Raw genomic sequence first — 26,374 nt, forward strand, 5'->3', positions numbered from 1 at the left:
CTAAATATTAATTTCGCGCCTTCAATTTATTAAAATGAACAAAACGGACTTACAAGCACAAAAAACACGTTTAATTGAAAAATTGGGCGTCCAGTTTGAAAAGGAGCATCAATTAGCTCCGGTTGCAGCCAGGATTTTTGCCACGCTTATTGTTACCGGTAAAAAAGGAATCACTTTTGAGCAATTGGTAAAAGATTTAAATGCCGGAAAGAGTACGGTTTCTACTCATTTAGAACATCTTCAAACAACAAACCGTATTGAATACTACACAAAATCTGGAGACAGAAAGCGGTATTTTATAGTGAAACCGGATCTGATGGAAAATCATATCGATGAGGTAACCGCAAAGTGGGAAGCACAAAAATGCATTCATAAAGAAGTGTTGGAATACAAACTGAAAAGCAACGAATTGAATAAAGAAAATCCACCCTTTGATATGGAATTTCAGAAAAGCCTGTTAGACTTTTTAGATGAAGCCACCGCAGCGCTTAATAAATTAAAGAAGAACATCAACAACCATTAACATACATTAAAAAGCAATGAAAAAGATAATTTATTTCAGTCTGTTTATAAGTGCTGCCGTTTTCACTTCCTGTTCTAACGGGAAAGAAGGACAGCAAGCAGCACAGGGCCAGGGTGCACAACCACTCCCGGTATTAGAAGTACAAACAAAGACAGTTACCGGTTTCACTTCATATCCTACCAGTATAGAGGGTGTAGTAAACAGTCAGGTTAGAGCAAAAGTTTCTGGTTATATCACAGATGTTTTAGTAGATGCAGGAGAAAAAGTAACAAAAGGACAAAGGCTTTTTAAGCTTGAAACAGAATCTTTATCTGGCGATGCCGAAGCCGCCCAGGCAAATGTAAATGCCGCCCGGGTTGAAGTTGAAAAACTAAAACCTTTAGTTGAAAAAGATATTATTAGTGAAGTGCAACTACAAACTGCCAAAGCACAGCTCTCCCAGGCCCAGGCTAACTACAACAGTATAGCTGCAAATATTGATTATGCAAATATTAAAAGCCCGGTAGATGGTTATGTAGGTAATATTAATTTTAGAAATGGAGCACTTGTTTCTCCCGGAGACCCTACGCCGCTTACTACGGTTTCCCAAACCGATGAGGTTTATGCGTTCTTTTCTATGAACGAGAAAGATTATATGAGTTTTCTTCAGGAAACTTCGGGCAGCAGTATAGAAGAAAAGATATCAAATTTCCCAGAGGTAAGTTTAATTCTGGCCAATGGTAAAGAATATGAACAAAAAGGGAAAATTCAAACAATTTCTGGACAAATTGATCCTTCAACAGGTACAGTAACCTTCAGGGCCAAATTTCCTAATCCAAATCAACTATTATCTAACGGTAATAGTGGTAAGATTCGAGTACCACAAACTTTTGAAGACGTAATTGTAGTACCTGAAATCTCAAGTTATGAGCAACAGGGAAGAACTTACGTTTATAAAGTTCAGGGTGATAGTTTGGCTGTTTCTACACCTATCACAGAAACTTCAAGAGTAAATAATCTTATTGTTGTTGATTCGGGCCTTAAGAAAGGCGATAAAATTGTTGCTCAGGGCGTGGCAAAACTAAGAAACAACACTCCAATAAAACCGCAAGAAATTCCTTTTGATAGTATTGCGAATTCTATTAATACAGTATTTAAATAAGACTTTAAGATGCTAAAGAAATTTATAGAAAGACCGGTATTATCAACGGTCGTTTCCATTATAATTGTGGTATTGGGTGTGTTGGGAATTTCAACACTGCCCGTAACGCAATATCCAGATATTGCTCCTCCAACGGTTCAGGTTTCGGCTAATTTCCCGGGGGCAAATGCTCAAACAGTACTGGAAAGTGTAATTATTCCTATTGAAGAGCAAATAAACGGGGTTGAGGGAATGGATTATATTACCTCAACAGCCAGTAACAACGGTAGCGCCAGCATACAAATATTCTTTGACCAGGGAGTAGATCCAGATATCGCCGCGGTAAACGTTCAAAACCGTGTGGCGAGAGCTACACCTTTACTGCCGCAGGAAGTAACCCAATCTGGGGTAACCACGCAAAAAGAACAAACCAGTGCATTGATGTTCTTTACTGTGGTTTCAGACAACGAAGAATATGACGCAACTTTTATTCAGAATTACCTGAATATTAACGTGATTCCAGAATTACAGCGTATTAACGGGGTTGGGAACGTAAATGTTTTTGGCGCCAAGAAATATGCGATGCGAATCTGGCTTCAGCCTGAAAAATTAGCGGCTTATAATTTAATCCCTTCAGATGTTATTGGAGCCATTAATGAGCAAAGTCAGGAAGCTGCTGCGGGATCTTTAGGTCAAAATAATGCTGAAGCGTTTGAATATGTACTGCGTTATAGCGGAAGATACCAGGACGAAGATCAATACCGAAATATTATTATTAAAGCCCTTGATAATGGGCAATACCTAATGTTAGACGATGTTGCAGAAGTTGAACTTGATGCCGAGGGTTATAATGTGATTGGGTATACTAACGGAAAACCGGGAGTGAATATGGCTGTTTACCAAACGCCAGGTTCTAATGCCCAGGAAATTATTGAAAATATTCACCAGAAGCTGGACGAAATGGAAGAAGACTTTCCAACCGGGCTTTCGGTATACATAAATTTTGATACCAACGAATTTCTTACCGCTTCTATAGATAAAGTGATTTTAACGCTTATTGAAGCGTTTATACTGGTATTTATTGTAGTGTTTATATTTCTTCAGGATTTTAGGTCTACCCTTATTCCTGCCATTGCGGTACCGGTTTCCATAATTGGTACGTTCTTTTTCTTAAACCTGTTTGGGTACTCTATAAACTTATTAACACTATTTGCGCTGGTACTGGCTATTGGTATTGTGGTAGATGATGCCATTGTAGTTGTAGAAGCTGTACACGCTAAAATGGAAGAAGGAGCTAAAGATGCCATAAGCGGTACAAGAAAAGCGATGGATGAAATTACCGGGGCAATTATTTCTATTACGCTGGTAATGGGTGCGGTATTTATTCCCGTAACTTTTATCACGGGACCCACAGGAGTTTTCTATGAACAATTTGGGGTGACTTTAATTGTAGCTATTGCAATATCTGCAGTTAATGCTTTAACTTTAAGTCCTGCGCTTTGTGCCATTTTCTTAAAACCACATCGTGAAGACGAAGAACATAAGAAAAAGAATTTTTTACAGCGCTTCTTTAGTTCGTTTAATACCGCTTTTAAAGTAACTACTGACAAGTATGTGAATTCCCTTTCATTTTTAAGTAAACATAAGTGGATTACAGGGCTAATCCTTGTAGCTGCGGTACTTGCTATATTTTGGGGAGCTAAGACTACTCCAACCGGTTTTGTACCAGATGAAGACCGTGGAATATTATTTGTAAATGTTGAATTACCTGCCGGTGCATCTTTAGACAGAACCGTGGGAATTACTTCAGAACTAGAGAAAAAAGCTCAACAAATTGAAGGTGTACAGGGTGTTTCTTTGGTAAATGGTTTTAGTTTAATTGGTGGAGCCGGTAGTAACTATGCACTTGGTTTTATTAAATTAGACGACTGGAGTGAACGTGAAGAAGATCACCTATCGGTAGAATCTATCCAGGGACAATTATTCCAGATTGGCGCTTCATTTTCTGATGCCGAAATGCTATTCTTTTCTCCTCCCAGTATTCCAGGTTTTGGAGTTTCAGGGGGATTCGAAGCTAAATTGCTAGATAGATCGGGTGGTAGTTTCCAGGAACTGGATACCCAAACCCAAAATTATATTGCAGCACTTTCCCAAAGACCGGAAATTCAATATGCACAAAGTTCTTTCAACACAAATTATCCGCAGTATGAAATGGATTTAAATATTCCGAAAGCTAAAGAAGCAGGCGTGGATATTTCTACCATCTTCTCAACATTACAAGGGTATATTGGAAGTATTTACGCAGCAGATTTCTCTAGATTTGGTAAACAATATCGTGTGTATGTTCAGGCTTTACCTGAAGATCGCGCCGGCACCGACGATTTAAATTCTCTTTTTGTAAGAAACTCTCAGGGAGAAATGGCGCCTTTAAGTGAATTTGTAAGCTTAAAACGGGTTTACGGTCCGCAATCGGTAACCAGGTTTAACCTATTTAACTCCGCAACTATAAACGGCGCCCCGGCTCCGGGTTATTCTTCTGGAGACGCTATTGCAGCAGTACAGGAAGTAAGTGCAGAATCACTACCCTCTAATTTTAGCGTAGATTATAGCGGACTTACCAGGGAAGAAGTTTCAGCAGGCTCACAGACTACTTTTATCTTGATTTTAAGTATTTTGTTTGTTTACTTCATTCTTTCAGCTCAGTATGAAAGTTACCTTATTCCTTTCGCAGTGCTACTTTCATTGCCGGTTGGGGTAATGGGCTCTTATCTGGTAACTAAATTCACAGGGCTTCAGGCAAATATTTATTTCCAAATTGCTTTAATAATGCTGCTGGGGCTGCTGGCTAAGAACGCAATTCTTATTGTAGAGTTTGCCATGCAACGAAGGCAGGCAGGCCTCTCTATTGTAGATGCTGCCTTAGAGGGTGCAAGAGTGCGGTTAAGACCTATTTTAATGACCTCTTTTGCCTTTATTATTGGTTTACTTCCTTTGGTTTTTGCCGGTGGTACAGGTGCTGCAGGTAACCGCTCTATAGGTACGGGAGCTGTTGGAGGTTTATTAGTTGGTACCATATTGGGAGTTTTTATTATTCCAATTCTTTATATCATTTTCCAACATTTACAGGAAAAAATAACCGGGATACCAGAAGCAGCTAAAACAGAAAACAAATCAATTTCTGAAAAAGAATAACAATGAGAAAGAACAGTATATATAAACTTTTGCTTGGGGGAACCTTACCATTTTTACTGGTTTCCTGTTTTGCAGCCAAAGATTACGAACGTCCTGAAATAGAAGAGATTTCTGAAGAATTGTATAGAACAGATAATCTTCCGCAGGATTCCCTAAATATGGCCACTATTTCCTGGACGGAAATTTTTACCGATCCTATTCTGAAAAACCATATTGAAGAAGGCCTGGAGAATAATATAGATATACGCATTGCCATACAGCAAATGCTGGCAGCCGAAGCTTATGTAAAACAAGGGAAAGCGAGTTATTTCCCTACGCTAAGTGCAGGGCCGGCCGTAAATCATCAAATTTTATCTCCTAACAGCCAGTTTGGTTCTTTCTTTGACGGTAGTATTACCCAATACGACGTTACCGGAAATCTTTCCTGGGAAGCTGATATTTGGGGAAAAATAAGAAGTAACGATCGTGCTTTTACCTCAGCTTATCTACAAAGTGAAGCTGCTCATAAAGCGGTAAAGACTCAACTTATTTCCAATATTGCTAATAATTATTATCAATTACTAAGCCTGGACGAGCAACTTAGAATTGCAAAAGAAACCCTGGAAACCAGGAAAAGCAGCCTGGAAACTACAATGGCCCTTAAAGATGCCGGAAATGTGACTGAAGTTGGTGTACAACAAACCAAAGCGCAGTTGCATACAGCCGAGGCTTTAGTAGTGCAGCTTGAAAACCAAATTCGCTTGCTGGAAAATTCATTTTCCATTTTACTGGGCGCAGGGCCACAGGAAATAGAACGAACTGACTTATCACAACAAAAAATTGTAAGTCCGTTGAATACAGGAGTGCCCTCACAGCTGCTAAGAAACAGGCCAGATGTGATTGCCGCCGAGTACCGATTAATTAATGCTTTTGAACTTACTAATGCGGCTCGCGCTAACTTCTATCCTTCGCTTACGTTAACCGCTTCAGGTGGTTTTCAAAGTTTAGAACTGGATAAATTATTAAATGCCAATTCCCTTTTTGCTAATTTAGGTGCTTCGCTTTTACAGCCAATTGTTAATAAGCGACAAATAAGAACCCAGTATGAAGTTTCGCAGGCACAACAAGAAGAAGCTTTGCTAAACTTTAAACAAGCCATTTTGGTAGCCGGCAGGGAAGTTTCAGATGCACTTTCTAATTACCAGGCAAGTACAGAACGCATAGATATTCTGGAAAACGAATATGAAGCTTACAATAAGGCTTCAGGCTATTCAGAAGAATTATTGAATAACGGTCTTATAAATTACCTGGAAGTATTAACCGCAAGGGAAAATGCTTTAAATTCTCAGCTAAACCTTATAAATGCTGAATACAATAAATTGAATTCCATCGTAAATCTTTATAAAGCCCTTGGTGGAGGCTGGCAATAAATTGTGTTGAATTTGTTTTGTTAATTGTTGAATAAACAGCTCCAGAATTAAATTTTGGGGCTGTTTTTTGTTGAGATTGAAATTTATTTTCGACTAAGCCAATAAAATATCTGGCGGGAGCCCACGGGGCGTTTTGTAAGAAAAATAGTTTTATTTTAGACAAACCTCGTAGCATTTAAATCTCGATTATCGAGTAAATTCAGTAACTTTAAAAAAGCTTAAATTTCATTAAAATGAAAAGTAGTTTTAGTGATATTATAAAAGATGAAAAACCTGTTCTAGTTGATTTTTATGCTGACTGGTGTGGCCCTTGCAAAACACTGGCGCCAATTTTAAAAGATGTAAAGGCCGAATTGGGCGATGGCGTAAAAATTGTAAAGATAGATGTAGATAAAAACCAGGAATTGGCGGGAAAATACCAGGTGCGCGGTGTTCCCACAATGATGCTGTTTAAAAATGGCCAGCAACTTTGGAGACAATCTGGAGTTTTACAAAAAGCTGAAATTGTAAATATAATTAATTCTAATTCCTAACAGAAACCTAAAGCTGAGAAGCAATGTATGTTTTTGAAATTATTTTAAGCTAAAACCTCCTGGAATTCGGGTTCTTTTTCTATTACACTTTTTGCAAAAGGACATAGCGGAATCACCTTTAGCTTATTTTTTTTGGCAAAATCTACAGTAGCTTTTATTAGTTTCTGGCCTATACCCTGGCCTTTAAAACCGGGGTTAACTTCGGTATGGTCTATTATAAACTTACTTCGGCCTGCCCAGGTATATTCAATCTTTCCGGCAATTTTATCATTTTCTAAAGCTTGAAAAAAGCCCTTCTTAATTTCATCAACTTGTTCAATCTTCATAATTCAAATTTTTAAGAATTTTAGTCTGGTTTTTAATCCAGTTTCCCGCCTTTTGCGGTCCACCAGGGATGAACTTCAACTTTTAATCTACCGGCTTTTACCATAGGATCCTGTTTTGCCAAACTATCAGCTTCTTGCTGCGTAGCAGTATTATAAACCGCAATTCCACGAATATCCCCGTCATCACCAAAGGGGCCAATTAAGCTTGCATAGCCTTCTTGTGCCATTCTGCTTAAATAAGCCAGGTGTTCCTTTTGCAGTTTTGCCGCTTCAGTAGAATCCTGGTTGCGGTTTTTGCCCTTTTTCAAAAAAACCATATAATATTGCTGCATCAAATAAGTGCTGTCTCCTTCTTTATAAGTAAAAGTTTGATAACCTTTATCATTTAAATGTTTCGCAATAGAATCTATATTGGCTTTGGGCTTTTTCTTCTCAACTTTCTCTGGCCCGGGAATACCTCGCTCCTGTTCCGGAATATCTTTGCAGGAAAGTATTAAAAACGGAAAAACGAGTATATAAATTAATTTCTTCATATTAAATTTTACCAGTTTTTATACGGGTTCTTGCTTAATTGGGAATTATAATATTTTATATCTCCCGTTACTTCTTCTCCCAGCCATTTGGGGTTCTTAAAGGTATCGGTTTCAGAATTCAATTCTATTTCTGCTACGGTTAAACCTTCATTTTCAGCGTGAAATTCATCAATTTCAAAAACAAAATTACCGCCTTTCACCAAATACCGGGTTTTTTCTATAATTCCCGGTTCACAAAGTCCAAATAGCGCTTCGGCTTCCTTTATATCAATTTCCTTTTCCCATTCAAAACGTGTAAGTCCGTTTTTAGAAGATTTCCCTTTAATGGTAATAAACGCATTATCGCCGGTAATTCTTAAGCGCACTGTACGTTCGGGATCGGTATTTAAAAATCCTTGTTTTATCCTGAAATTTTTAAATGATTCCTTTTTAAAATCTTCTGAAAGTACAAGGTATTTACGTTCAATTTCCTGCATTTAATTATTGTGTGCTATATTTTTAATTTCATCTGAAGGAATTCTTTCTACGTCCAATTCGGGCTTATTAGCAATGGCTACCATAGCCCTGGCAATACTTTCAGCCGAAATAGACTTGTATTTACGTAATGTTCCCAGGAAAAACGGATTGATAAAATTGAGCATTACTTTTCCAACTTTTTCAAAGCTTCGGCTTTCCTTCCGCTCGCCGGTAATAAGCGAGGGTTGTAAGATATAGGTATTCTTAATTTCCTGCTCTAATACCTCTTTCTCCATTTTCCCTTTGATACGGTTATAAAACACCCTGCTTTTGGGATTCGCTCCAAGTGCCGAAACTACCAGGAACGTATCTATATTATTTGCTTTACAAAGCCTGGCCGCTGTCACAGGAATTCCGCGATCAATTTTGGTGTAGGTGTTGTGATCTGGGGTTTTCTTTTTGGTGGTGCCCACGCAACAAAAAACCTCGTCCCCGGTAAATTTATCTTTATGCTCTTCGAGCTTAAAAAGATCTATTAAATGTTCTTCGATTTTAGGATTGTTTATTTCTACTGAATTCCTTGAGAAAAGTTTGATTTTCTCATACCTGTCGTCTTCAAGTAATTGCTGTAGTAACATTCCTCCGGTTAGGCCGGTAGCTCCTAAAATTATTGCTGTTTTTGGCATATACTATTTATTAATGAACCGGTCTTTGTCTGGTTCCTCTAAAATTAATTATTTCGATTCTTTGTTTCTCTTTATTTTCTCTATAAACTAGGTAATTATTTTTATCTATCAAAGCTTTAAAAAGCTTAGGGTTTTGAGTGGACTTAGGAAAAAATTCTGGGTTTAAAATGATGATTTGAATAACTACTTTAAGTTTTTCTTCGAGTTTAAGTATTTCTTTTTCAGTCCAATTTTCTTCCAAATATTCCAGCACTCTCTGCAAACCTGTCTTTGCAGTCTCTGCCCAAAAGATCTCTAATGCCATTTTTTAAACATTCGCATAACATCTTCATTAGCTAACACCTTATCGTTATTGGCATCCTCTAAGCCTTTTTGAATAGCAACTTTCTCAATTTCGCTAAGCTCATCCCACCAATCACCTTTTTTTTGCTTTTTATAAGTTTCAGCCACTTCTGCTATAAGATGAAGTAATTCTTCATCAGCTTCCTGAACGTAAGCCAAAACCCGTTGCTTAAGTTCCTTCTCTTTCTTCATTTTTTAATTGATTTTTATAAAGTTACGATTTTTAAATTTCTGAAGTTGAAAGATTTTATAACAGGTTTGGGAAATAAATAGCTTTCCAGACAACTTGAAGTTTCTTTAACTTTGTAAAGTGAACCAAAACCTTCCTCTTCGAAAAATCATTCATATAGATATGGATGCGTTCTATGCTTCGGTAGAACAACTGGATAATCCCGAATTACGAGGTAAGGCGATTGCTGTGGGCGGAAGTTCGCAAAGAGGTGTTGTTAGCGCAGCAAGTTATGAAGCGCGAAAATATGGCGTTAAAAGCGCTATGAGTAGCGTAATTGCTAAACGTAATTGCCCGCATCTAATCTTTGTAAAAACCCGTTTTGACCGTTACCGGGAAATTTCACAGCAAATAAGGAAGATCTTTTATGAATATACAGACCTGGTAGAGCCACTTTCTTTAGATGAAGCTTACCTGGACGTAACCGAAAACAAAAAAGGAAATCCCAGTGCAAGCCTAATTGCAAAAGAAATACGTGAGAAAATTAAGAAGAAAACAGGCTTAAATGCCTCGGCAGGAATTTCTATCAATAAATTTATCGCAAAGATTGCCAGTGATTTTAATAAACCTAACGGACAAAAAACGGTAAATCCTGAAGAAGTGGAAGCCTTTTTGGAAGTTTTAGACATCAGGAAATTTCACGGAGTAGGTAAAGTGACTGCTGAAAAAATGTATATGCTGGGTATTTTTACGGGGAAAGACCTGAAAAAGAAATCTCAGGAATATTTAACCGAAAAATTCGGGAAAAGCGGTGCGCATTATTACAATGTGGTTCGCGGTATACATTTGAGCGAAGTAAAACCAAACCGAATAAGAAAATCTCTTGGTGCCGAACGCACTTTTAATGAAAATATCTCTTCGGAAATTTTTATGCTGGAAAGGCTGGAAAACATTGCCGAAGAAATAGAACGCCGACTCAAAAAAAGCAAGGTTGCTGGTAAAACGGTGACCCTGAAAATAAAGTATAGCGATTTTACCCTGCAGACTCGCAGTAAAACTATTTCGTTCTATATCTCCAGTAAAGAATTAATTCTTGAAAATGCAAGGGAGTTATTATACCAGGAAAAAATGAAGAATTCTGTGCGACTTTTGGGAATTTCCCTTTCCAACCTAAATACCGATAAAAACGAAAAGAAGCCGGAAGAAGAGAAAAAAGTTGAAGTACAGCTAAAGTTTGAATTTTAAACAAAAAAAGCCCCAAATAGAGTGTATTCGGGGCTTTAAGTATAAATATTATTAGATTATTCTATTTCTGAAATCCTTAGCGTATTTACCATACCTTTTTCACCAATTGGCATAGCAGCCAGGTTAATGGTATAATCTCCCACCTCTACAAAAGATTTCTCTTTTGCAATGCGGTTAATATCTTCTATAGTTTCGTCTGTACTTACAAATTTATCATAATGGAAAGCTTTAACACCCCATAATAAACTAAGTTGTGAGAGAATTCTATTATTAGAAGTATACACCAAAATATGCGCTTCAGGCCTCCATGCAGAGATCTGGAAAGCTGTATACCCGCTATTGGTTAAGGTACAAATTGCTTTGGCCTTAATTTCGTTAGCCATATGGGCCGCGTGATAACAAACAGATTTGGTAATATAACGCTTGGTACGTACATGCGGCGGATCGTGAGGAACTTTAATCAATGGTGAGTTTTCAACACTCTCCAAAATTTGGGTCATCTTTTGAATCACCTGTACCGGGTACTGCCCTACTGAAGTTTCTCCACTAAGCATTACCGCATCGGCACCATCCATAACAGAGTTCGCTACGTCATTAACTTCGGCTCTTGTTGGCGTAAGACTGGTAATCATCGTCTCCATCATTTGAGTAGCAATAATTACAGGTATTCTCGCTTTTTTAGCTGTAAGAACCAATTTCTTTTGAATAAGCGGAACTTCCTGCGCAGGAATTTCTACTCCTAAATCTCCACGAGCCACCATTAAACCGTCACAATAAGCCACAATTTTATCAATATTGGCTACACCTTCCGGTTTTTCGATTTTGGCTATAATTGGGATTTTATATTCGCTGTGCTTTTTAATTAAATCTTGCAGTTCTTTTAAATCTTCTGCGTGACGCACAAAAGAAAGAGCCATCCAGTCTACCTGCATCTCACAAGCAAAAATAGCGTCTTTCACATCCTTTTCAGTTAAAGCAGGAAGCGAAATATTAGTATTTGGAAGGTTTACACCTTTCTTAGATTTTAAAGGTCCACCCTGGATTACCCGGGTTTTAACCTCATCTTTTTTATTTGTACTTACTACTTCAAAAATAAGTTTACCATCGTCTAAAAGAATACGCTCTCCCGCAGCTACATCTTGCGGAAAAGTTTCATAATTCATATAAACGCGTTCTGCGGTTCCTTTAAATTCTTTTCCGGTAGCAAAAATAATCTCATCACCTTCTGAAACTACCACTTCGTCTTTCATCACTCCTACCCGAAGTTTAGGACCCTGTAAATCTCCAAGAATTGCGGCATTGTAGCCTTTTTCTTTGTTCAGATCTCTAATCATGTTAATGCGTTCTTTTACATCGTCATAATTAGCGTGGGAAAAATTAACTCTAAAAACGTTTACTCCGGCCTGGAGCATTTTATCTAAGGTTTCTTTGGAACTCGTTGCCGGGCCTAGGGTTGCAACGATTTTAGTCTTCTTATTTGTTGGCATTATTCAAAAATTAAATTTTGTTTAGATTTTAATAAATCTGTGTCAATTTTATAAACTGCTATTACCTGCGGTATCTGGCTTATGGCATTAACAAGTAAATTGAGGTCTTTTTGATTTAGCTCCTCGTCTATTTTAAGAAAGAAATCTACCTTTTTATACTCAGGTACCAGGTTTACCTGTAAGGGTCTAACTTCTTCCTCTTCAAATAAAGAACCCGAGCTTAATATCTTTTTAGGTTCTCCTTTAAACTTATTGGCCACAAGGTGATAAGACCTGAAATTCGCCAGATCTTTAAAGGTATAATGGGCGTAGAAAGCTTCTACCGATTTATGGTTGAAGTCTATATCCCTGCGTTCTCTTTTTAATTGAAGTTTAAGATGCTTATTTAATAAATAGGCCATCTTATATTCTTCTAAATCACCATATAGTGCTATTAAGCCAAAATCATCTTCCTCTACATCCTCAAGCAGCATTTTATGAGATTGCATAGCTTTTAATTTAAGGTTAAAGATAAGATAAGATTGAGAAAAATGAAGGTTTATCCTACCAAAACTTCGTATTTATCTACGAAAACGTTATAGTTTGCACTAATTTCATAATTTTATGTGATTTTATTTTGAAGTGCATAATAAGCCCTTTTTGCTGTTTTTTCTTCGGCTTTCTTTTTGGAGGTTGCCCTTGCCTTGGCAACAACTTTATCATCTAACCTCAATTTTACAGCAAAATGCTTTATTTCATCGTTCCCGGTATCTTCATAAACTTCAAAGTCAAATTCCCGTTTTTCTTTTTGACACCACTCAATAAACAGACTTTTATAACTTATTACCTGGCCTTCTAATTGCTCTATATCTACATAAGGATCTATCACTCTTTCGTAAATAAAACGCTTACAATATTTATAACCGCGGTCTAGATATATTGCGCCAATTAATGCTTCAAATAAATTGCCGTGAATATTTGCTCCAAATTGATCTTTGGGAATATTAGTTTGAACGTGGTCTATAAGTTTCAGGTCTTTACCAAGCTCATTTAAATGCTTTCGGCTAACAACTTTAGAACGCATTTTGGTAAGATAGCCCTCATTCCCGCCAGGAACTGCTTTGAAAAGGTGGGAAGCTATTACAGCGCTTAACATGGCATCTCCCAGGAACTCCAGGCGTTCAAAACTCACCGCATTTCCCTTTTCATCTTTAATATTTAAAGAACGGTGGGTAAAGGCTTTACGGTAGTGAAGAATATTCTTGGGCTTAAATCCCAGAATTTTATATAAAATGGAAAAAAAATTCCCGCCTTTATCAGAACGGGAATTTAATATATTTCGAAGAACGCCCATAATTAAAGGTTATTCATCAAATCTTTTAAATAATAAACAAGCGTTGTGACCTCCAAATCCAAACGTGTTGCTCATCACCACCTTTACATCACGTTTTTGGGTCTTGTTTAGAGTAAGGTTTAATTCAGGATCAATATTTTCATCTTTATGTTCGTGGTTAATAGTAGGTGGTACTATTCCATGTTTCATAGACAAAATTGCAGAAATTGCTTCTACAGCTCCTGCAGCACCAAGCAAATGCCCGGTCATTGATTTTGTTGAATTAATATTAATTGTTTTGGCGTGTTCACCAAAAACCTTACTTATCGCTTTTAATTCGGCTACGTCTCCTAATGGAGTAGAAGTTCCGTGCGTATTAATGGCATCTACATCTTCGGGCTTCATTTCTGCATTTCGAAGACAGTTTTCCATAACCGCAACAACTCCGTTTCCTTCAGGATGTGGTGCCGTCATATGGTAAGCATCAGAAGATAATCCTCCTCCAAGTACTTCAGCATAAATTTTAGCTCCTCTGGCTTTGGCATGTTCATATTCTTCAAGAATAAGTGTACCGGCACCTTCCCCTAACACAAATCCGTCTCGAGTAGCATCAAAAGGTCTTGATGCCGTTTCGGGGTTATCGTTTTGTGTAGAAAGGGCGTGCATAGCATTAAAACCACCCATACCAGCCATAGTTACCGCAGCTTCAGAACCTCCGGAAACAATAATATCACTATGTCCCAGCCTAATATTATTTAATGCATCTATCATAGCATTTGCTGCAGATGCACAAGCTGAAACGGTAGTATAATTTGCTCCCATAAACCCATGACGAATGGAAATATTACCAGGGGCAATATCTGCAATCATCTTAGGAATAAAGAAAGGATTAAACCTTGGTGTACCATCTCCCGTCGCGAAGTTTATCACTTCGTTCTGAAAAGTTTCCAATCCGCCAATTCCGGCCCCCCATATTACACCAACACGGTACTTGTTTACAGTCTCCAGGTTGATGCCGGAATCTTTTATTGCTTCATCTGAAGCTACAATGGCATATTGGGCAAACCTGTCCAGCCTTCTTACTTCCTTACGGTCAAAGAAATCGAGCGGGTCAAAATTTTTGAGTTCACAAGCGAATTTGGTTTTGAATTTTTCAGTATCGAAATAGGTAATAGGCGCACCACCACTTTTTCCGGCTACCAAAGCCTCCCAATATTCTTCAATATTGTTACCAATGGGGGTTAGGGCTCCCAGGCCCGTTACTACAACTCGCTTCAACTCCATATGGTCTATACTCTTTTTATTTTTTTGCGTCTTCAATATAAGAAATTGCCTGACCTACTGTGGCAATGTTCTCAGCCTGGTCATCAGGAATCTGGATATCGAATTCTTTTTCGAATTCCATGATCAATTCCACAGTGTCCAATGAATCAGCACCCAGATCGTTTGTGAAGCTTGCTTCGTTTACAACCTCGTTCTCGTCAACACCTAACTTGTCAACGATAATCGCTTTTACTCTTGATGCAATGTCTGACATAATACTTTTATTTTAATTTTGATTAGGTGGCAAAAATAAAAAACTTTATTTTAAAACCGATTTTTACTTTAAAAATGTGATCGTAATTTACATAAATTTAGTTGAAAGGACTTAATTTTACATTCTAATAATTGTTAACAAGCTTATTTTGAGCAATCCAACCCATACCCTACAAAAAAAAATAGTTGTCTTTGCTTCCGGCTCGGGAACCAACGCCGAAAATATCATTAAATTTTTTCAGAAACAGCCCAATGCCAGTGTGGTAGCGGTTTTCTCGAACAAAAGATCGGCTAAAGTGCTAAAAAGAGCACACGATCTCAATGTTAAAGCGCTTCATTTTGACCGGGATGCACTCTATAATAGTTACGATGTTCTGCATATTTTAGAAGATATAAATCCAGATTTAATTGTTTTAGCAGGATTTATGTGGATTTTCCCCGAAGACATTTTAAAACGTTTTCCCAATAAAATTATAAACATACATCCGGCGCTACTTCCAAAATATGGCGGTAAAGGAATGTATGGAATGCATGTGCACGAAGCTATAATTCAAAATAAGGAAAAAGAAAGCGGGATTAGCATTCATTATGTAAATGAAAATTATGATGATGGTGAAATAATCTTTCAGGCGAAAACAGATATTTCAGAAGAAGATACACCCGAAAGTCTTGCAGAAAAAATACATAAGCTGGAATACAAACATTTCCCAGAAATTCTTCAGCAATTACTTCAAAAGAAATCACAATAGTGCAAACAGCCCAGGTACACATTTATACCGATGGCGCCGCGAGAGGAAATCCCGGCCCCGGCGGTTACGGCATTGTAATGGAGTGGGTAGGAAAAGCCTATCGCAAAGAATTCGCAAAAGGATTTAAACACACCACTAATAATAGGATGGAATTGCTGGCAGTAATTGAAGCTTTAAAAAAGCTGAAAAAGCCCGGAATTTCTGCCATTGTATTTACCGATTCAAAATATGTTGCAGATGCGGTTAACAAAAAATGGGTATTTGGCTGGGAAAAGAAAAATTTTAAAGACCGAAAAAATGCCGATCTCTGGATAGAATTTCTAAAAGAAATACGCAAACATAATGTAGGCTTTAGGTGGATAAAGGGACATAATGACCATCCGCAAAACGAACGCTGCGACGCTTTGGCGGTAGCCGCCTCAAAAGAAAAAAGGCTTCTGATAGATGAAGGTTTTCAACAAAATTGAACGGAATTAATCTTTAAGTAGAGTATTCGAAATGAACCATAAAGGCATTATTAATATTATATCCTGGTTTCGAGACAAAACGTACAATATTTAAATCTCGATTATCGAGTAATTTTGATTGAACCCTTGAAAAACAAACTGTATATTTGCAGCACAATTATTAAACCATTTTATGAGTAAATTACTGATTGTAGGCACTGTAGCCTTTGATGCTATTGAAACCCCATTTGGGAAAACCGATAAAATTCTTGGAGGTGCAGGCACCTATATTGGGCTTTCAGCTTCACAGTTTAATGTAGACAGCGCCGTGGTATCTATTGTTGGAGACGATTTTCCACAAAAATACCTGGACCTGCTTACCAAAAACAATATAAATATAGATGGAATTGAAGTGGTTCCCGGCGGAAAAACCTTTTTTTGGAGCGGCCGCTACCATAACGATTTAAATTCAAGAGATACTTTAGATACCCAATTAAATGTACTGGCCGATTTTAATCCGGTAGTACCAAATGCGTATAAAGATGCAGAAATTGTGATGTTAGGTAACCTGCATCCTTTGGTACAACTTAGCGTTTTAGAACAAATTGAATCTCCAAAACTCGCCATTTTAGATACTATGAACTTCTGGATGGATAACGCCCTGGAAGATTTAATGAAGGTCATTGCCAAAGTAGATGTAATTACTATTAACGATGAAGAGGCAAGGCAACTTTCTGGCGAATATTCTTTAGCCAAAGCTGCTAAAAAGATTGCTACAATGGGCCCAAAATATGTAGTGATTAAAAAAGGAGAACACGGCGCTTTATTATTTCACGAAGAGCAGGTGTTCTTTGCGCCCGCCCTTCCGTTAGAAGAAGTTTTTGATCCAACCGGTGCCGGCGATACTTTTGCAGGCGGTTTTGCAGGTTATCTTGCAAAAACTGGAGATATTAGCTTTGAGAATATGAAAAACGCCATTATTTACGGCTCTAATCTCGCCTCTTTTTGCGTAGAAAAATTTGGAACCGAGAGGATGGAGGAACTTTCAGGCGAGGAAGTAAATTCGCGCCTCGCAGAGTTTAAGAAATTAACTCAATTTGAAATAGCATTAACCTAAACTTATGCCCTGAATTTTCAGGGCATTTTTTATATAAAGCAGGAATAAAATCTGCCACGAATTATGAGTGACGCCTTAAAACACGAATGTGGAATTGCCCAAATACGATTGTTAAAACCACTGGAGTACTACAAAGAAAAATATGGTACTGCCTTTTATGGGATTAACAAAATGTATTTAATGATGGAAAAACAGCATAACCGAGGCCAGGACGGTGCCGGTTTTGCCAACATTAAATTAAATACTGCTCCAGGAGATCGCTATATAAGCCGAATAAGATCTAATGCGGCACAACCCATCCAGGATATTTTTGAGCAGATAAATGGTAGAATAAACGACGAAATAAAAGCAAACCCTGAGTATTCTGAAGATGTTGCGCTGCAAAAGAAAAACCTTCCCTATGTTGGAGAAGTTTATCTTGGACACGTGCGCTACGGTACTTTTGGAAAAAACAGTATAGAAAGTGTACACCCATTTCTTAGGCAAAACAACTGGATGCACCGTAATCTTATTGTGGCCGGGAATTTTAATATGACCAACGTAAACCAGCTTTTTAATAACCTGGTCGAGCTTGGGCAGCATCCCAAGGAAAAAGCCGATACCGTTACGGTAATGGAAAAAATTGGGCACTTTTTAGATTCTGAAGTTCAAAAACTTTATAAAAAATTAAAAAAACAAGGCTACTCTAAAGTTTCAGCTTCTCCTATTATTGCCGAAAAATTAAACGTTGCCAAAATACTAAGAAAATCGTCTAAAAACTGGGATGGTGGTTACGCCATGGCCGGTTTACTTGGCCACGGTGATTCTTTTGTACTGCGTGACCCTGCGGGAATTCGCCCCGCTTATTATTATAAAGATGACGAAGTGGTAGTTGTTGCTTCAGAAAGACCGGTGATTCAAACTGCTTTCAACGTAGATTTTAATGATGTCCATGAGCTTCCGCCGGGACACGCTATTATCACGAAAAAAAGTGGAGAGGTAAACATTACCCAGATTTTGGAACCTCTAGAACGAAAAGCCTGTTCTTTTGAACGTATTTATTTTTCCCGCGGAAGTGATGCCGAAATCTATAAAGAACGGAAAATGCTTGGGCGTTTATTAATGCCCGAAGTATTAAAATCCATAGACCACGATACCATAAATACGGTTTTCTCTTTTATTCCAAATACTGCGGAAACCAGTTTCTACGGAATGGTTGAAGCCGCACAGGATGAATTGAATAAACAGAAAAACGATGCAATTCTAGCTGAAAAAGATACTTTAACCGATGCGCGACTTCAGGAAATTCTAGCACACCGTTTACGTACCGAAAAAATTGCGATAAAAGACGTAAAGCTTAGAACCTTTATTACCGAAGATAGTAGCCGTGACGATCTTGTAGCTCACGTTTACGATGTAACCTACGGCGTGGTTAAACCAGAAGATAGCCTGGTAATTATAGACGATAGTATTGTAAGGGGAACAACTTTAAAGAAGAGCATCATAAAAATGATGGACAGGTTAAACCCCCGGCAAATTGTAGTAGTTTCTTCGGCGCCACAAATTCGTTATCCAGATTGTTACGGTATAGATATGGCGCGGTTGGAAGGTCTTGTTGCTTTTAGGGCAGCGCTAGAGCTTTTAAAAGATAATAATCAATACGATATAGTGGAAAAGGTTTACGAAAAGTGTAAACTCCAGGTAGATCTTGCCGATGAAGAAGTGAAGAATTTCGTTAAGGAAATCTACGAACCTTTTACCGATGAGCAAATTTCAGATAAAATCTCAGAGCTACTTTGTGATACCGATGTAAAGGCAGATGTAAAAGTGATTTACCAAACAGTAGACAATTTACATAAAGCCTGCCCTAAAAACCTGGGTGACTGGTACTTTACCGGTAATTATCCCACATTTGGTGGTAACCGGGTAGTGAATAGAGCTTTTATTAATTTTTACGAAGGAAATGAAGGGAGAGCCTACTAAGTGCAGTTTAACAAGTTTTTCTGCCTTTCGTCTAAAATGATTTTTTACAGAAATAAGAATCTATACATTAGCAGAACCATAAACATAAGTAGGTTAAGTTCATGGTAGATTTGGGGCAAAAAAAGGTGGATATAAAAATCCGCCTTTTTTTATTTTCACCCGATTTTAAAACACTTAAGAAAATAAAACTTCCCACAACTAACTTACACAAAAACCCAAATTTTCTTACATTAAATATTGAATTTCAATACTTTAACAGATATTTACGCCTTTAATCTAAAAAATTTGCACGCAACATTTATTCAATATACTTTAGACTCACCATAACATAAGTAGGTTAAGTTCATGGTAGATTTGGGGCAAAGAAAGGTGGATTTAAAAAATCCGCCTTTTTTTATTTAACATTCTGGCAAAAAAAAGACCGCCAAACAGCGGTCTTTTTATAATATAATCAAAAAATAACTAAGTTATTATTTCTGCTTTGCATATCTGCTTCCCACTTCTTTCCAATCTATTACATTAAAAAATGCATCAATATAGTCTGGACGACGGTTTTGATAGTTTAGGTAATAAGCGTGTTCCCAAACATCAAGACCTAAAATAGGAGTTCCTCCACAACCAATTCCTGGCATTAATGGATTGTCCTGATTTGCAGTAGAGCAAATTTCTACTTTTCCGCCTTCGTGAACACAAAGCCAGGCCCATCCAGAACCAAACTGTCCTGCAGCTGCCTTGGCAAATTCGTCTTTAAAAGCTTCAAAAGAACCATATGCAGCATCTATTGCTTTAGCAAGTTCACCTTCTGGTTTTCCACCACCATCTGGAGACATTACTTCCCAAAACAGGTTATGGTTATAAAATCCGCCACCGTTATTTCTTACAGCGGTATTTTCTTTATCAAGATTTTCAAGAATATTCTCTATAGTTTTTCCTTCAAGATCGGTGCCTTCTATTGCTGCGTTTAATTTCTTAGTGTAACCTGCGTGGTGTTTTCCATGGTGAATTTCCATGGTCTTCGCATCTATATGTGGTTCTAATGCATCAAATGCATATTTTAACTTTGGTAACTCAAAAGCCATTTGTATCTATTTTTTAGTGATTAGTAATAAAATTCACTCAAATTTAGGTATTAAGCTATTTAATAAAAACATTTTAGTGTTATAAAATACTTAAAAGCGGGGGGAGAATACAAAACATTTTTATTTTACCTTTAAAATTCAAAATCTTCATTAAAATCCAGCTTTTTTGACTAATAATTTCACTATTTATAATGCTTCGGCGGGATCGGGAAAAACCTTTACCCTGGTTAAAGAATATTTGCTCTTGCTTTTTAAAAGCAAAAAGCCAGATGCTTACAAAAACATTCTTGCTATCACTTTTACGAATAAGGCGGTAGATGAAATGAAATCCAGGATTATTATCAGTTTAAGAGATTTTACTGCGGGAGAAACTTCAATTAATAGTAATCCGCTTTTTAAAATTATTGCTGAAGAAACCGGTTTATCTGAAGCCGAGCTTAAAACTAAAGCTGCAAAGATCTTAAAAAGTATTATTCATAATTACGCCGCTTTTGAAGTTTCTACCATAGACGGTTTTACACACCGGGTACTTAGAACTTTCGCTAAAGATCTTGGATTGCCCGTAAATTTTGAAATTGCTCTTAACACACGGCAAATACTAAGGGAAGCCGTAGATAGGCTTATAAGCAAAGCCGGAACCGATAAAGAGCTTACAAAGGTTCTTATTGCTTTTGCAATTAGTAAAACTGATGACGACAAAAGCTGGGATATAGCTAAAGATCTTTTTGAAATTTCTGAATTACTTATTGGCGAAAATCACCAGGAAGCACTAAAAAAACTAAAGGGAAAAACTCCAGAAGATTTTCAGAAATTCAAAGAAAGAATAAGTTCAGAAATAAAGAAAACCGAAGCTTTAATTGCAGAAACAAGCCACGAGTTCTTTGACTTGCTTGAGAAAAATAGCATCGAAGAAAAAGATTTTAGTGGCGGTTATGTTTATAAGCATTTTATAAAGTTAAGAGATCAAAAACCTATTGACGGATTTGAAAAGGCCTGGATGCTAAAGCTGGAAAACGCTCCGCTTTATGCAAAATCTAATAAAAACCAGGCTGTTAAAGATGCATTAGACGATATTCAATCTTTAATAGTTAGTCTATTCGAGATTTCAAAAAGAGCGTATTTAAATCTGGATTTTCTAAGCTCAATTAAAAAGAACCTTACCCAACTTTCTTTACTTAATGCCATAAACCAGGAAGTAGAGCTTATTAAAAAAGAGCGCAATCTTATTCTTATTTCAGAATTCAATCCTAAAATAAGCGCGCAGGTTAAAAATCAGCCCGCACCCTTTATTTATGAGAGACTCGGGGAACGCTATCAAAATTATTTTATAGACGAGTTTCAGGATACCTCGCAAATGCAGTGGGAAAACCTTATTCCGCTAATAGATAATAAACTTTCTTCTGAAAATATACAGGATCCTGCCAGTGCGATGCTGGTTGGTGATGCCAAACAATCTATTTACCGTTGGCGTGGCGGAAAAGCCGAGCAGTTTATAGACCTTTGCTTAGATACTAACCCTTTTAGTATTGAAAAATACGTTGAAAATCTGCCAGATAATTACCGCAGCGGAAGCCAGATTGTAAACTTCAATAATAGTTTATTTAGCTATGCAGCCGGTACTTTGCAACACCCTGCTTATGCTAATTTGTTTCAGGAAAGCGGTCAAAATCCTAAAAAAGGAGATTTTGGATATGTAAATATCGACTTCATTGAAGCCGAAAATGCGCCGGAAGAACACGAAATTTATCCTGAAAAAATCCTGGAAATTATTCAGAATTTAGAACAAAGAAAATTTAAAAAAGGAGATATCTGCATCTTAACCCGTAAAAAAAAGGAAGGCGTTACTATTGCGAGTTATTTAAGCGAAAATAATATTCCGGTAGTTTCTTCAGAAACTTTGCTGGTGGCCAATTCTCCTGAAGTAAATTTTATCGCTAATTTGCTAGAATTTTCTTTAAGTCCTAAAGACAATATTTTAAAACTGGAACTTTTTGATTTCCTGGCCGAGTTTCTTGAAATAGAAAACCGCTATCCCATAATCTCATCCAATTTATCAAAAGATGGAAAAGCATTTTTTAATTGGTTGAAAGAGTATGATATTAATTTTAACCTGGATGAAATAAAGCAACTTTCGGTTTACGAAGCCGCAGAATATATTATTAGAAGTTTTTCTCTGGTAGAAACATCTAATGCGTATGTTCAGTTTTTTCTGGATTTTATCTTTGAAAGCACGCAAAAGGCAACCGCAGGCATAGCCGATTTCATAGATTTATGGAAACAGGAAATAGAAAGCTTAAGCATTGTAGTTCCCAAAGCTGAAGATGCCGTACAAATAATGACCATCCATAAATCTAAAGGCCTAGAATTCCCGGTGGTGATCTATCCTTACGCGAATTCCGATTCCAAAAGCACTCGTATGGATTCACTTTGGTTACCTATGGAGCCGCCTTTAGATGAAATTCCTATGAATTACCTGAGTGCATCAGATAAAATGCTGAACTGGGGACCAAAAGCTTCAGATATTTACACCGAGTTAATTCATCAAAAAGAGCTGGACACCTTAAATGTGCTGTATGTGGCCTGTACCCGTGCTTCGCAACAGCTATATTTGCTCAGCAAAAAAGAAATAGACTCAAAAGGAAATGAAAAAGCTTATAAGACTTCAGGCTTACTGATTGGCTTTTTAAAAGAAATTGGGAGGTGGGATTCCAACATCAATACTTATGAATTTGGGGAAATTGGCGTTCCAAAAACTTCAGAAAAAAACAGTTCAGCAAATATTATTTCAGAAAAATTTTATTCTTCAGCAACACAAAATCAAGCGGTGAATATCGTGACCAAATCTGGAATGTTATGGGACAGTAAACAGGAAGAAGCGATTGAAAAAGGGGAAATTCTGCACGAATTATTGGCACAAATAGATTATAAAGAACAGGTAAAACCAGTGGTTGCACAAGCGGTGAACGATGGAATAATCACCAAAGATTCCGCAGAAAAAATAGAAAAATTGCTTCTTGAAATTACCAATCATCCACAACTTTCAGAATACTATACAGAAAGCGCTACAAATTTTAACGAACGTGATATTTTAAGCCCGGAAGGAAAAAGGCTAAGACCAGACCGCATTAATTTTTCGGGAAAAACAGCGAATATTATAGACTATAAAACCGGAAAGTTTGACATTTCCCACGAAGCTCAAATTAACAGCTATGCCGGGATTTTAGAAGATATGGGTTACCAAATAGGAAGTAAAAACCTTGTTTATACAAATAAAGCACTTAAGGTGCGCCATGTTTAAAAGAAATGTAAGTTTGTAAAAAATTAAAAATTATGTACGGATCAATAAAACAACATTTAGAAAAAGAGCTGGAACAAATTAAAGAAGACGGCCTTTTTAAAAAAGAACGAATAATTACCGGCCCTCAGGATGCGGTAATTAAAATTTCTACCGGACAGGAAGTAATAAATTTTTGCGCCAATAATTATTTAGGATTATCCTCACATCCAGAAGTTATAAAAGCAGCAAAAGACACTATGGACACCCACGGTTTTGGAATGTCTAGTGTTAGATTTATTTGTGGAACCCAGGATATCCATAAAGAACTGGAGCAAAAAATAGCCGATTTCTACGGCACTGAAGATACTATTCTTTATGCTGCTTGTTTTGACGCTAATGGCGGAATTTTTGAACCGCTTTTAACCAAAGAAGATGCAATAATTTCAGATTCGCTTAACCACGCCTCTATTATTGATGGGGTTAGGTTATGTAAAGCGGCAAGATATCGTTATCAAAATGGCGATATGGCCGATTTAGAAAAACAACTTAAAGATGCCAACGAAAAAGGAGCAAGATTTAAGCTCATCGTTACAGATGGTGTTTTCTCTATGGACGGGCTAGTAGCTCCTTTAGATAAAATTTGTGACCTGGCTGATAAGTATGACGCGTTGGTAATGATAGACGAATGCCACGCTACCGGGTTTATTGGAGAAAAAGGAATTGGAACCCTGGAAGAAAAAGGAGTGATGGATCGTGTAGATATTATCACCGGAACATTAGGAAAAGCACTTGGCGGCGCTATGGGTGGCTATACTACAGCAAAAAAGGAAATTATAGAATTGCTAAGACAACGCTCAAGACCTTATTTATTTTCAAACTCCCTTGCTCCTTCTATTGTTGGTGCTTCGTTAAAGGTTTTTGATATGCTTAAAAATGACAATAGTCTACGCGAAAAACTAAAAAGCAATACTCAATATTTCAAAAAAGGAATTAAAGATGCCGGCTTTGATATTATAGATGGAGAATCGGCTATTGTACCGGTAATGCTTTATGATGCCAAATTATCTCAAAAAATGGCTGAGAGACTACTGGAGGAGGGTATTTATGTAATAGGATTCTTTTACCCGGTAGTTCCAAAAGAAAAAGCCAGGATAAGAGTACAATTATCTGCCGCCCACGAGCAGGAGCATTTAGACAAAGCCATTGCGGCCTTCACCAAAGTGGGTAAAGAATTGGAAATAATTTAGTCTCAATGTTAAAGAGTAGCTGATTCTTATAATGAAATATTAGCAAAAACAAGGCTTTACAAATCTTAAAAAGCTCTCAAAAACGCCATTATCTAAGGGTTTATTAAGAAAACTTTATTATTTTATGCTTTGCCGATAAGCTTTAACAGTCTACTTTTGTTAACAATTAACACTTAAAACTAAACTATTGAATATGAAACATCTTAGCAAAATTTTATTCGCTACAATGTTGGTTCTGGGCATTACTTCGGTGACTGCGCAGGATGCAAACAATCCCTGGTCTATAGGGATTCAAACCAACGCGGTAGACTTTCACCCTACCACTGATGTAGGAGGAACTTTTGACGATTATTTTAACGTTGGAGATCACTGGAATATCTTGCCATCTATGTCTAGATTAACAGTAGGTCGTTATATTGGAAGTGGCTTTGTATTTGAACTTGCGGGTTCTGTAAACCAAATAGAACAATATGGCGCTGAATCTGTTCCACAAATGGCATATTATTCTGTAGATGGATCGTTTAACTACAGCTTAAGAGCTTTATTAAATGACGGATGGTTAGATCCTGTTGTTGGTATTGGTGGTGGTTACACCAGCATTGCTGATAATGGAGATTACCCAATTTCAGATCTTAGTGCAGCAACTCTTAATGGTAAATTCGGATTAAATTTCTGGTTTACAGATAATGTTGCTTTAACTGTTGAATCTAATTACAAACACGTGTTTGATGTTGATGGTGCAACACACTTTCAACACGCAGCGGGTGTGAAATTTATGTTCGGTGGAACAGATTCTGACGGTGACGGGATCTACGATAAAGATGATGAATGTCCAGAAACTCCAGGTTTACCTGAGTTTAACGGATGTCCGGATTCTGACGGTGACGGGATTGAAGACCGTATGGACGCTTGTCCAAATGAAGCTGGTTTAGCTGAATTTGATGGTTGTCCTGATACCGATGGTGACGGAATTGCTGATCCTAATGATGACTGTCCTGAAGTAGCCGGATTGGCTGAACTTAACGGATGTCCAGATGCTGATGGTGACGGAGTTGCCGATAACGAAGACGACTGTCCAAACGAAGCAGGTCCTGCTGAAAACAATGGTTGTCCTTACGAAGATATGGACGGTGACGGCGTTTTAGATAAAGACGACGATTGTCCTGAAGTTGCTGGAACTGCAGCTAACAACGGATGTCCAGAACCAGACGTAGAAGTTATTTCTGAATTGAACGAATATTCTAAAACTGTATTGTTCGACTTGAACAAGGCTACAATTAGAGATGAGTCAGAAGAAGCACTTCAGTCTATTGCTGATATTATGAATGAATATTCAAATACAATATTCCACATTGAAGGTCATACCGATAGTACTGGTAGCGCCGAATATAACGAGAAACTATCTCGTGAGCGTGCTGCTTCAGTAGAGAAATGGTTAGAAGAAAATGGTGTACCAAGCAACAGATTAACTTCTGAAGGTTATGGTGAAGAAAGACCAATTGCTACTAACAATACCGCTGCCGGAAGACAGGATAACCGTAGGGTTGAAATCTCTTTAGATAAAAATAAAGAAGTAAAAGATTCTGATTCTTCTATGGAGTAAGAAATCTGGTAATTAGTTAGATAAT

Annotated in this window: 25 protein-coding genes; 13 read left to right on the plus strand and 12 right to left on the minus strand. The window is 37.4% G+C overall.

Going from position 1 to position 26,374, the window contains the following annotated elements; all coding sequences use genetic code 11:
• Nucleotides 1-34: 34 nt before the first annotated feature.
• From J0871_RS03470 to trxA, 5 genes are all read left to right on the plus strand, one after another.
• Nucleotides 35-523, plus strand: a complete 489-nt coding sequence (locus J0871_RS03470) for a transcriptional regulator (RefSeq protein WP_208223458.1) — start codon at nt 35-37, stop codon at nt 521-523.
• A 16-nt stretch (nt 524-539) separates the two neighbouring features.
• Nucleotides 540-1,664: an efflux RND transporter periplasmic adaptor subunit gene (locus J0871_RS03475; RefSeq protein WP_208223460.1), complete on the plus strand. Its 1,125-nt coding sequence runs from the start codon at nt 540-542 to the stop codon at nt 1,662-1,664.
• A gap of 9 nt (nt 1,665-1,673) precedes the next feature.
• Entirely contained in the window at nt 1,674-4,835 is a 3,162-nt protein-coding gene (locus J0871_RS03480) for an efflux RND transporter permease subunit (RefSeq protein ID WP_208223462.1), read from the plus strand.
• A gap of 2 nt (nt 4,836-4,837) precedes the next feature.
• Complete coding sequence (locus J0871_RS03485; protein ID WP_208223464.1) at nt 4,838-6,244, plus strand: efflux transporter outer membrane subunit; 1,407 nt, start codon at nt 4,838-4,840, stop codon at nt 6,242-6,244.
• 233 nt (nt 6,245-6,477) lie between these two features.
• Entirely contained in the window at nt 6,478-6,777 is a 300-nt protein-coding gene (gene trxA, locus J0871_RS03490; protein ID WP_075325302.1) for a thioredoxin, read from the plus strand.
• 44 nt (nt 6,778-6,821) lie between these two features.
• Here the strand turns inward: trxA and J0871_RS03495 are convergent, their stop codons facing one another.
• The 6 genes from J0871_RS03495 to J0871_RS03520 are packed head-to-tail and all read right to left on the minus strand — an operon-like array spanning nt 6,822 to nt 9,312.
• Nucleotides 6,822-7,103, minus strand: a complete 282-nt coding sequence (locus J0871_RS03495) for a GNAT family N-acetyltransferase (RefSeq protein ID WP_208223473.1) — start codon at nt 7,101-7,103, stop codon at nt 6,822-6,824.
• 32 nt (nt 7,104-7,135) lie between these two features.
• Nucleotides 7,136-7,636, minus strand: a complete 501-nt coding sequence (locus J0871_RS03500; protein WP_208223474.1) for a YciI family protein — start codon at nt 7,634-7,636, stop codon at nt 7,136-7,138.
• Nucleotides 7,637-7,644: 8 nt separating this feature from the next.
• Nucleotides 7,645-8,112: a CYTH domain-containing protein gene (locus J0871_RS03505; RefSeq protein ID WP_208223475.1), complete on the minus strand. Its 468-nt coding sequence runs from the start codon at nt 8,110-8,112 to the stop codon at nt 7,645-7,647.
• Nucleotides 8,113-8,778, minus strand: a complete 666-nt coding sequence (locus J0871_RS03510) for an NAD(P)H-binding protein (protein ID WP_208223476.1) — start codon at nt 8,776-8,778, stop codon at nt 8,113-8,115.
• Nucleotides 8,779-8,788: 10 nt separating this feature from the next.
• Nucleotides 8,789-9,082, minus strand: coding sequence for a type II toxin-antitoxin system RelE/ParE family toxin (locus J0871_RS03515; RefSeq protein ID WP_208223477.1), 294 nt, complete (start codon nt 9,080-9,082; stop codon nt 8,789-8,791).
• Nucleotides 9,073-9,312: a hypothetical protein gene (locus J0871_RS03520; RefSeq protein WP_208223478.1), complete on the minus strand. Its 240-nt coding sequence runs from the start codon at nt 9,310-9,312 to the stop codon at nt 9,073-9,075. The genes J0871_RS03515 and J0871_RS03520 overlap by 10 nt, the downstream gene beginning before the upstream one ends.
• Nucleotides 9,313-9,430: 118 nt before the next feature.
• On the opposite strand from J0871_RS03520, the gene dinB reads away from it, so the two are divergent.
• Nucleotides 9,431-10,534 carry a DNA polymerase IV gene (dinB, locus tag J0871_RS03525; RefSeq protein WP_208223483.1) on the plus strand — a complete coding sequence of 368 codons (1,104 nt, stop codon included), beginning with the start codon at nt 9,431-9,433 and terminating at the stop codon, nt 10,532-10,534.
• Nucleotides 10,535-10,590: 56 nt separating this feature from the next.
• Here the strand turns inward: dinB and pyk are convergent, their stop codons facing one another.
• The 5 genes from pyk to J0871_RS03550 form a co-directional block, all read right to left on the minus strand.
• Nucleotides 10,591-12,021: a pyruvate kinase gene (gene pyk / locus J0871_RS03530; protein ID WP_075325309.1), complete on the minus strand. Its 1,431-nt coding sequence runs from the start codon at nt 12,019-12,021 to the stop codon at nt 10,591-10,593.
• Complete coding sequence (locus J0871_RS03535; protein WP_075325310.1) at nt 12,021-12,509, minus strand: IPExxxVDY family protein; 489 nt, start codon at nt 12,507-12,509, stop codon at nt 12,021-12,023. The genes pyk and J0871_RS03535 overlap by 1 nt, the downstream gene beginning before the upstream one ends.
• Before the next feature lie 113 nt (nt 12,510-12,622).
• Nucleotides 12,623-13,354 carry a ribonuclease III gene (rnc, locus tag J0871_RS03540; protein WP_208223485.1) on the minus strand — a complete coding sequence of 244 codons (732 nt, stop codon included), beginning with the start codon at nt 13,352-13,354 and terminating at the stop codon, nt 12,623-12,625.
• Between the two features lie 9 nt (nt 13,355-13,363).
• Nucleotides 13,364-14,617 carry a beta-ketoacyl-ACP synthase II gene (gene fabF, locus J0871_RS03545; protein WP_208223921.1) on the minus strand — a complete coding sequence of 418 codons (1,254 nt, stop codon included), beginning with the start codon at nt 14,615-14,617 and terminating at the stop codon, nt 13,364-13,366.
• A gap of 16 nt (nt 14,618-14,633) precedes the next feature.
• Nucleotides 14,634-14,870 carry an acyl carrier protein gene (locus J0871_RS03550; protein ID WP_013069791.1) on the minus strand — a complete coding sequence of 79 codons (237 nt, stop codon included), beginning with the start codon at nt 14,868-14,870 and terminating at the stop codon, nt 14,634-14,636.
• Between the two features lie 148 nt (nt 14,871-15,018).
• On the opposite strand from J0871_RS03550, the gene purN reads away from it, so the two are divergent.
• The 4 genes from purN (at nt 15,019) to J0871_RS03570 (ending at nt 19,143) form a co-directional block, all read left to right on the plus strand.
• The gene (gene purN / locus J0871_RS03555) at nt 15,019-15,618 is read left to right on the plus strand and encodes a phosphoribosylglycinamide formyltransferase (RefSeq protein ID WP_208223487.1); all 600 of its coding nucleotides are present in this window, start codon (nt 15,019-15,021) and stop codon (nt 15,616-15,618) included.
• Nucleotides 15,618-16,085 carry a ribonuclease HI gene (gene rnhA, locus J0871_RS03560; protein ID WP_208223489.1) on the plus strand — a complete coding sequence of 156 codons (468 nt, stop codon included), beginning with the start codon at nt 15,618-15,620 and terminating at the stop codon, nt 16,083-16,085. The genes purN and rnhA overlap by 1 nt, the downstream gene beginning before the upstream one ends.
• Before the next feature lie 172 nt (nt 16,086-16,257).
• Entirely contained in the window at nt 16,258-17,181 is a 924-nt protein-coding gene (locus J0871_RS03565; protein ID WP_208223490.1) for a PfkB family carbohydrate kinase, read from the plus strand.
• Nucleotides 17,182-17,244: 63 nt separating this feature from the next.
• Nucleotides 17,245-19,143 (plus strand): amidophosphoribosyltransferase, encoded by a 1,899-nt coding sequence (locus J0871_RS03570; protein WP_208223491.1) that lies wholly within the window; start codon nt 17,245-17,247, stop codon nt 19,141-19,143.
• A gap of 470 nt (nt 19,144-19,613) precedes the next feature.
• Here J0871_RS03570 and J0871_RS03575 read toward each other — a convergent pair whose 3' ends face one another.
• On the minus strand, nt 19,614-20,222 hold the full coding sequence (locus J0871_RS03575) for a superoxide dismutase (protein ID WP_075325317.1): 609 nt from the start codon (nt 20,220-20,222) through the stop codon (nt 19,614-19,616).
• A gap of 166 nt (nt 20,223-20,388) precedes the next feature.
• Here J0871_RS03575 and J0871_RS03580 point away from each other — a divergent pair, with 166 nt between their 5' ends.
• The 3 genes from J0871_RS03580 (at nt 20,389) to J0871_RS03590 (ending at nt 26,349) form a co-directional block, all read left to right on the plus strand.
• A complete protein-coding gene (locus tag J0871_RS03580) occupies nt 20,389-23,520 on the plus strand; it encodes a UvrD-helicase domain-containing protein (protein ID WP_208223492.1) in 3,132 nt (1,043 codons plus the stop codon).
• Between the two features lie 32 nt (nt 23,521-23,552).
• The gene (gene kbl / locus J0871_RS03585; RefSeq protein ID WP_075325319.1) at nt 23,553-24,746 is read left to right on the plus strand and encodes a glycine C-acetyltransferase; all 1,194 of its coding nucleotides are present in this window, start codon (nt 23,553-23,555) and stop codon (nt 24,744-24,746) included.
• A gap of 193 nt (nt 24,747-24,939) precedes the next feature.
• Entirely contained in the window at nt 24,940-26,349 is a 1,410-nt protein-coding gene (locus J0871_RS03590; protein WP_075325320.1) for an OmpA family protein, read from the plus strand.
• The last annotated feature ends 25 nt before the right edge of the window (nt 26,350-26,374 follow it).

It is taken from the genome of Salegentibacter sp. BDJ18 (assembly GCF_017579965.1).
Classification (GTDB): Bacteria; Bacteroidota; Bacteroidia; order Flavobacteriales; family Flavobacteriaceae; genus Salegentibacter.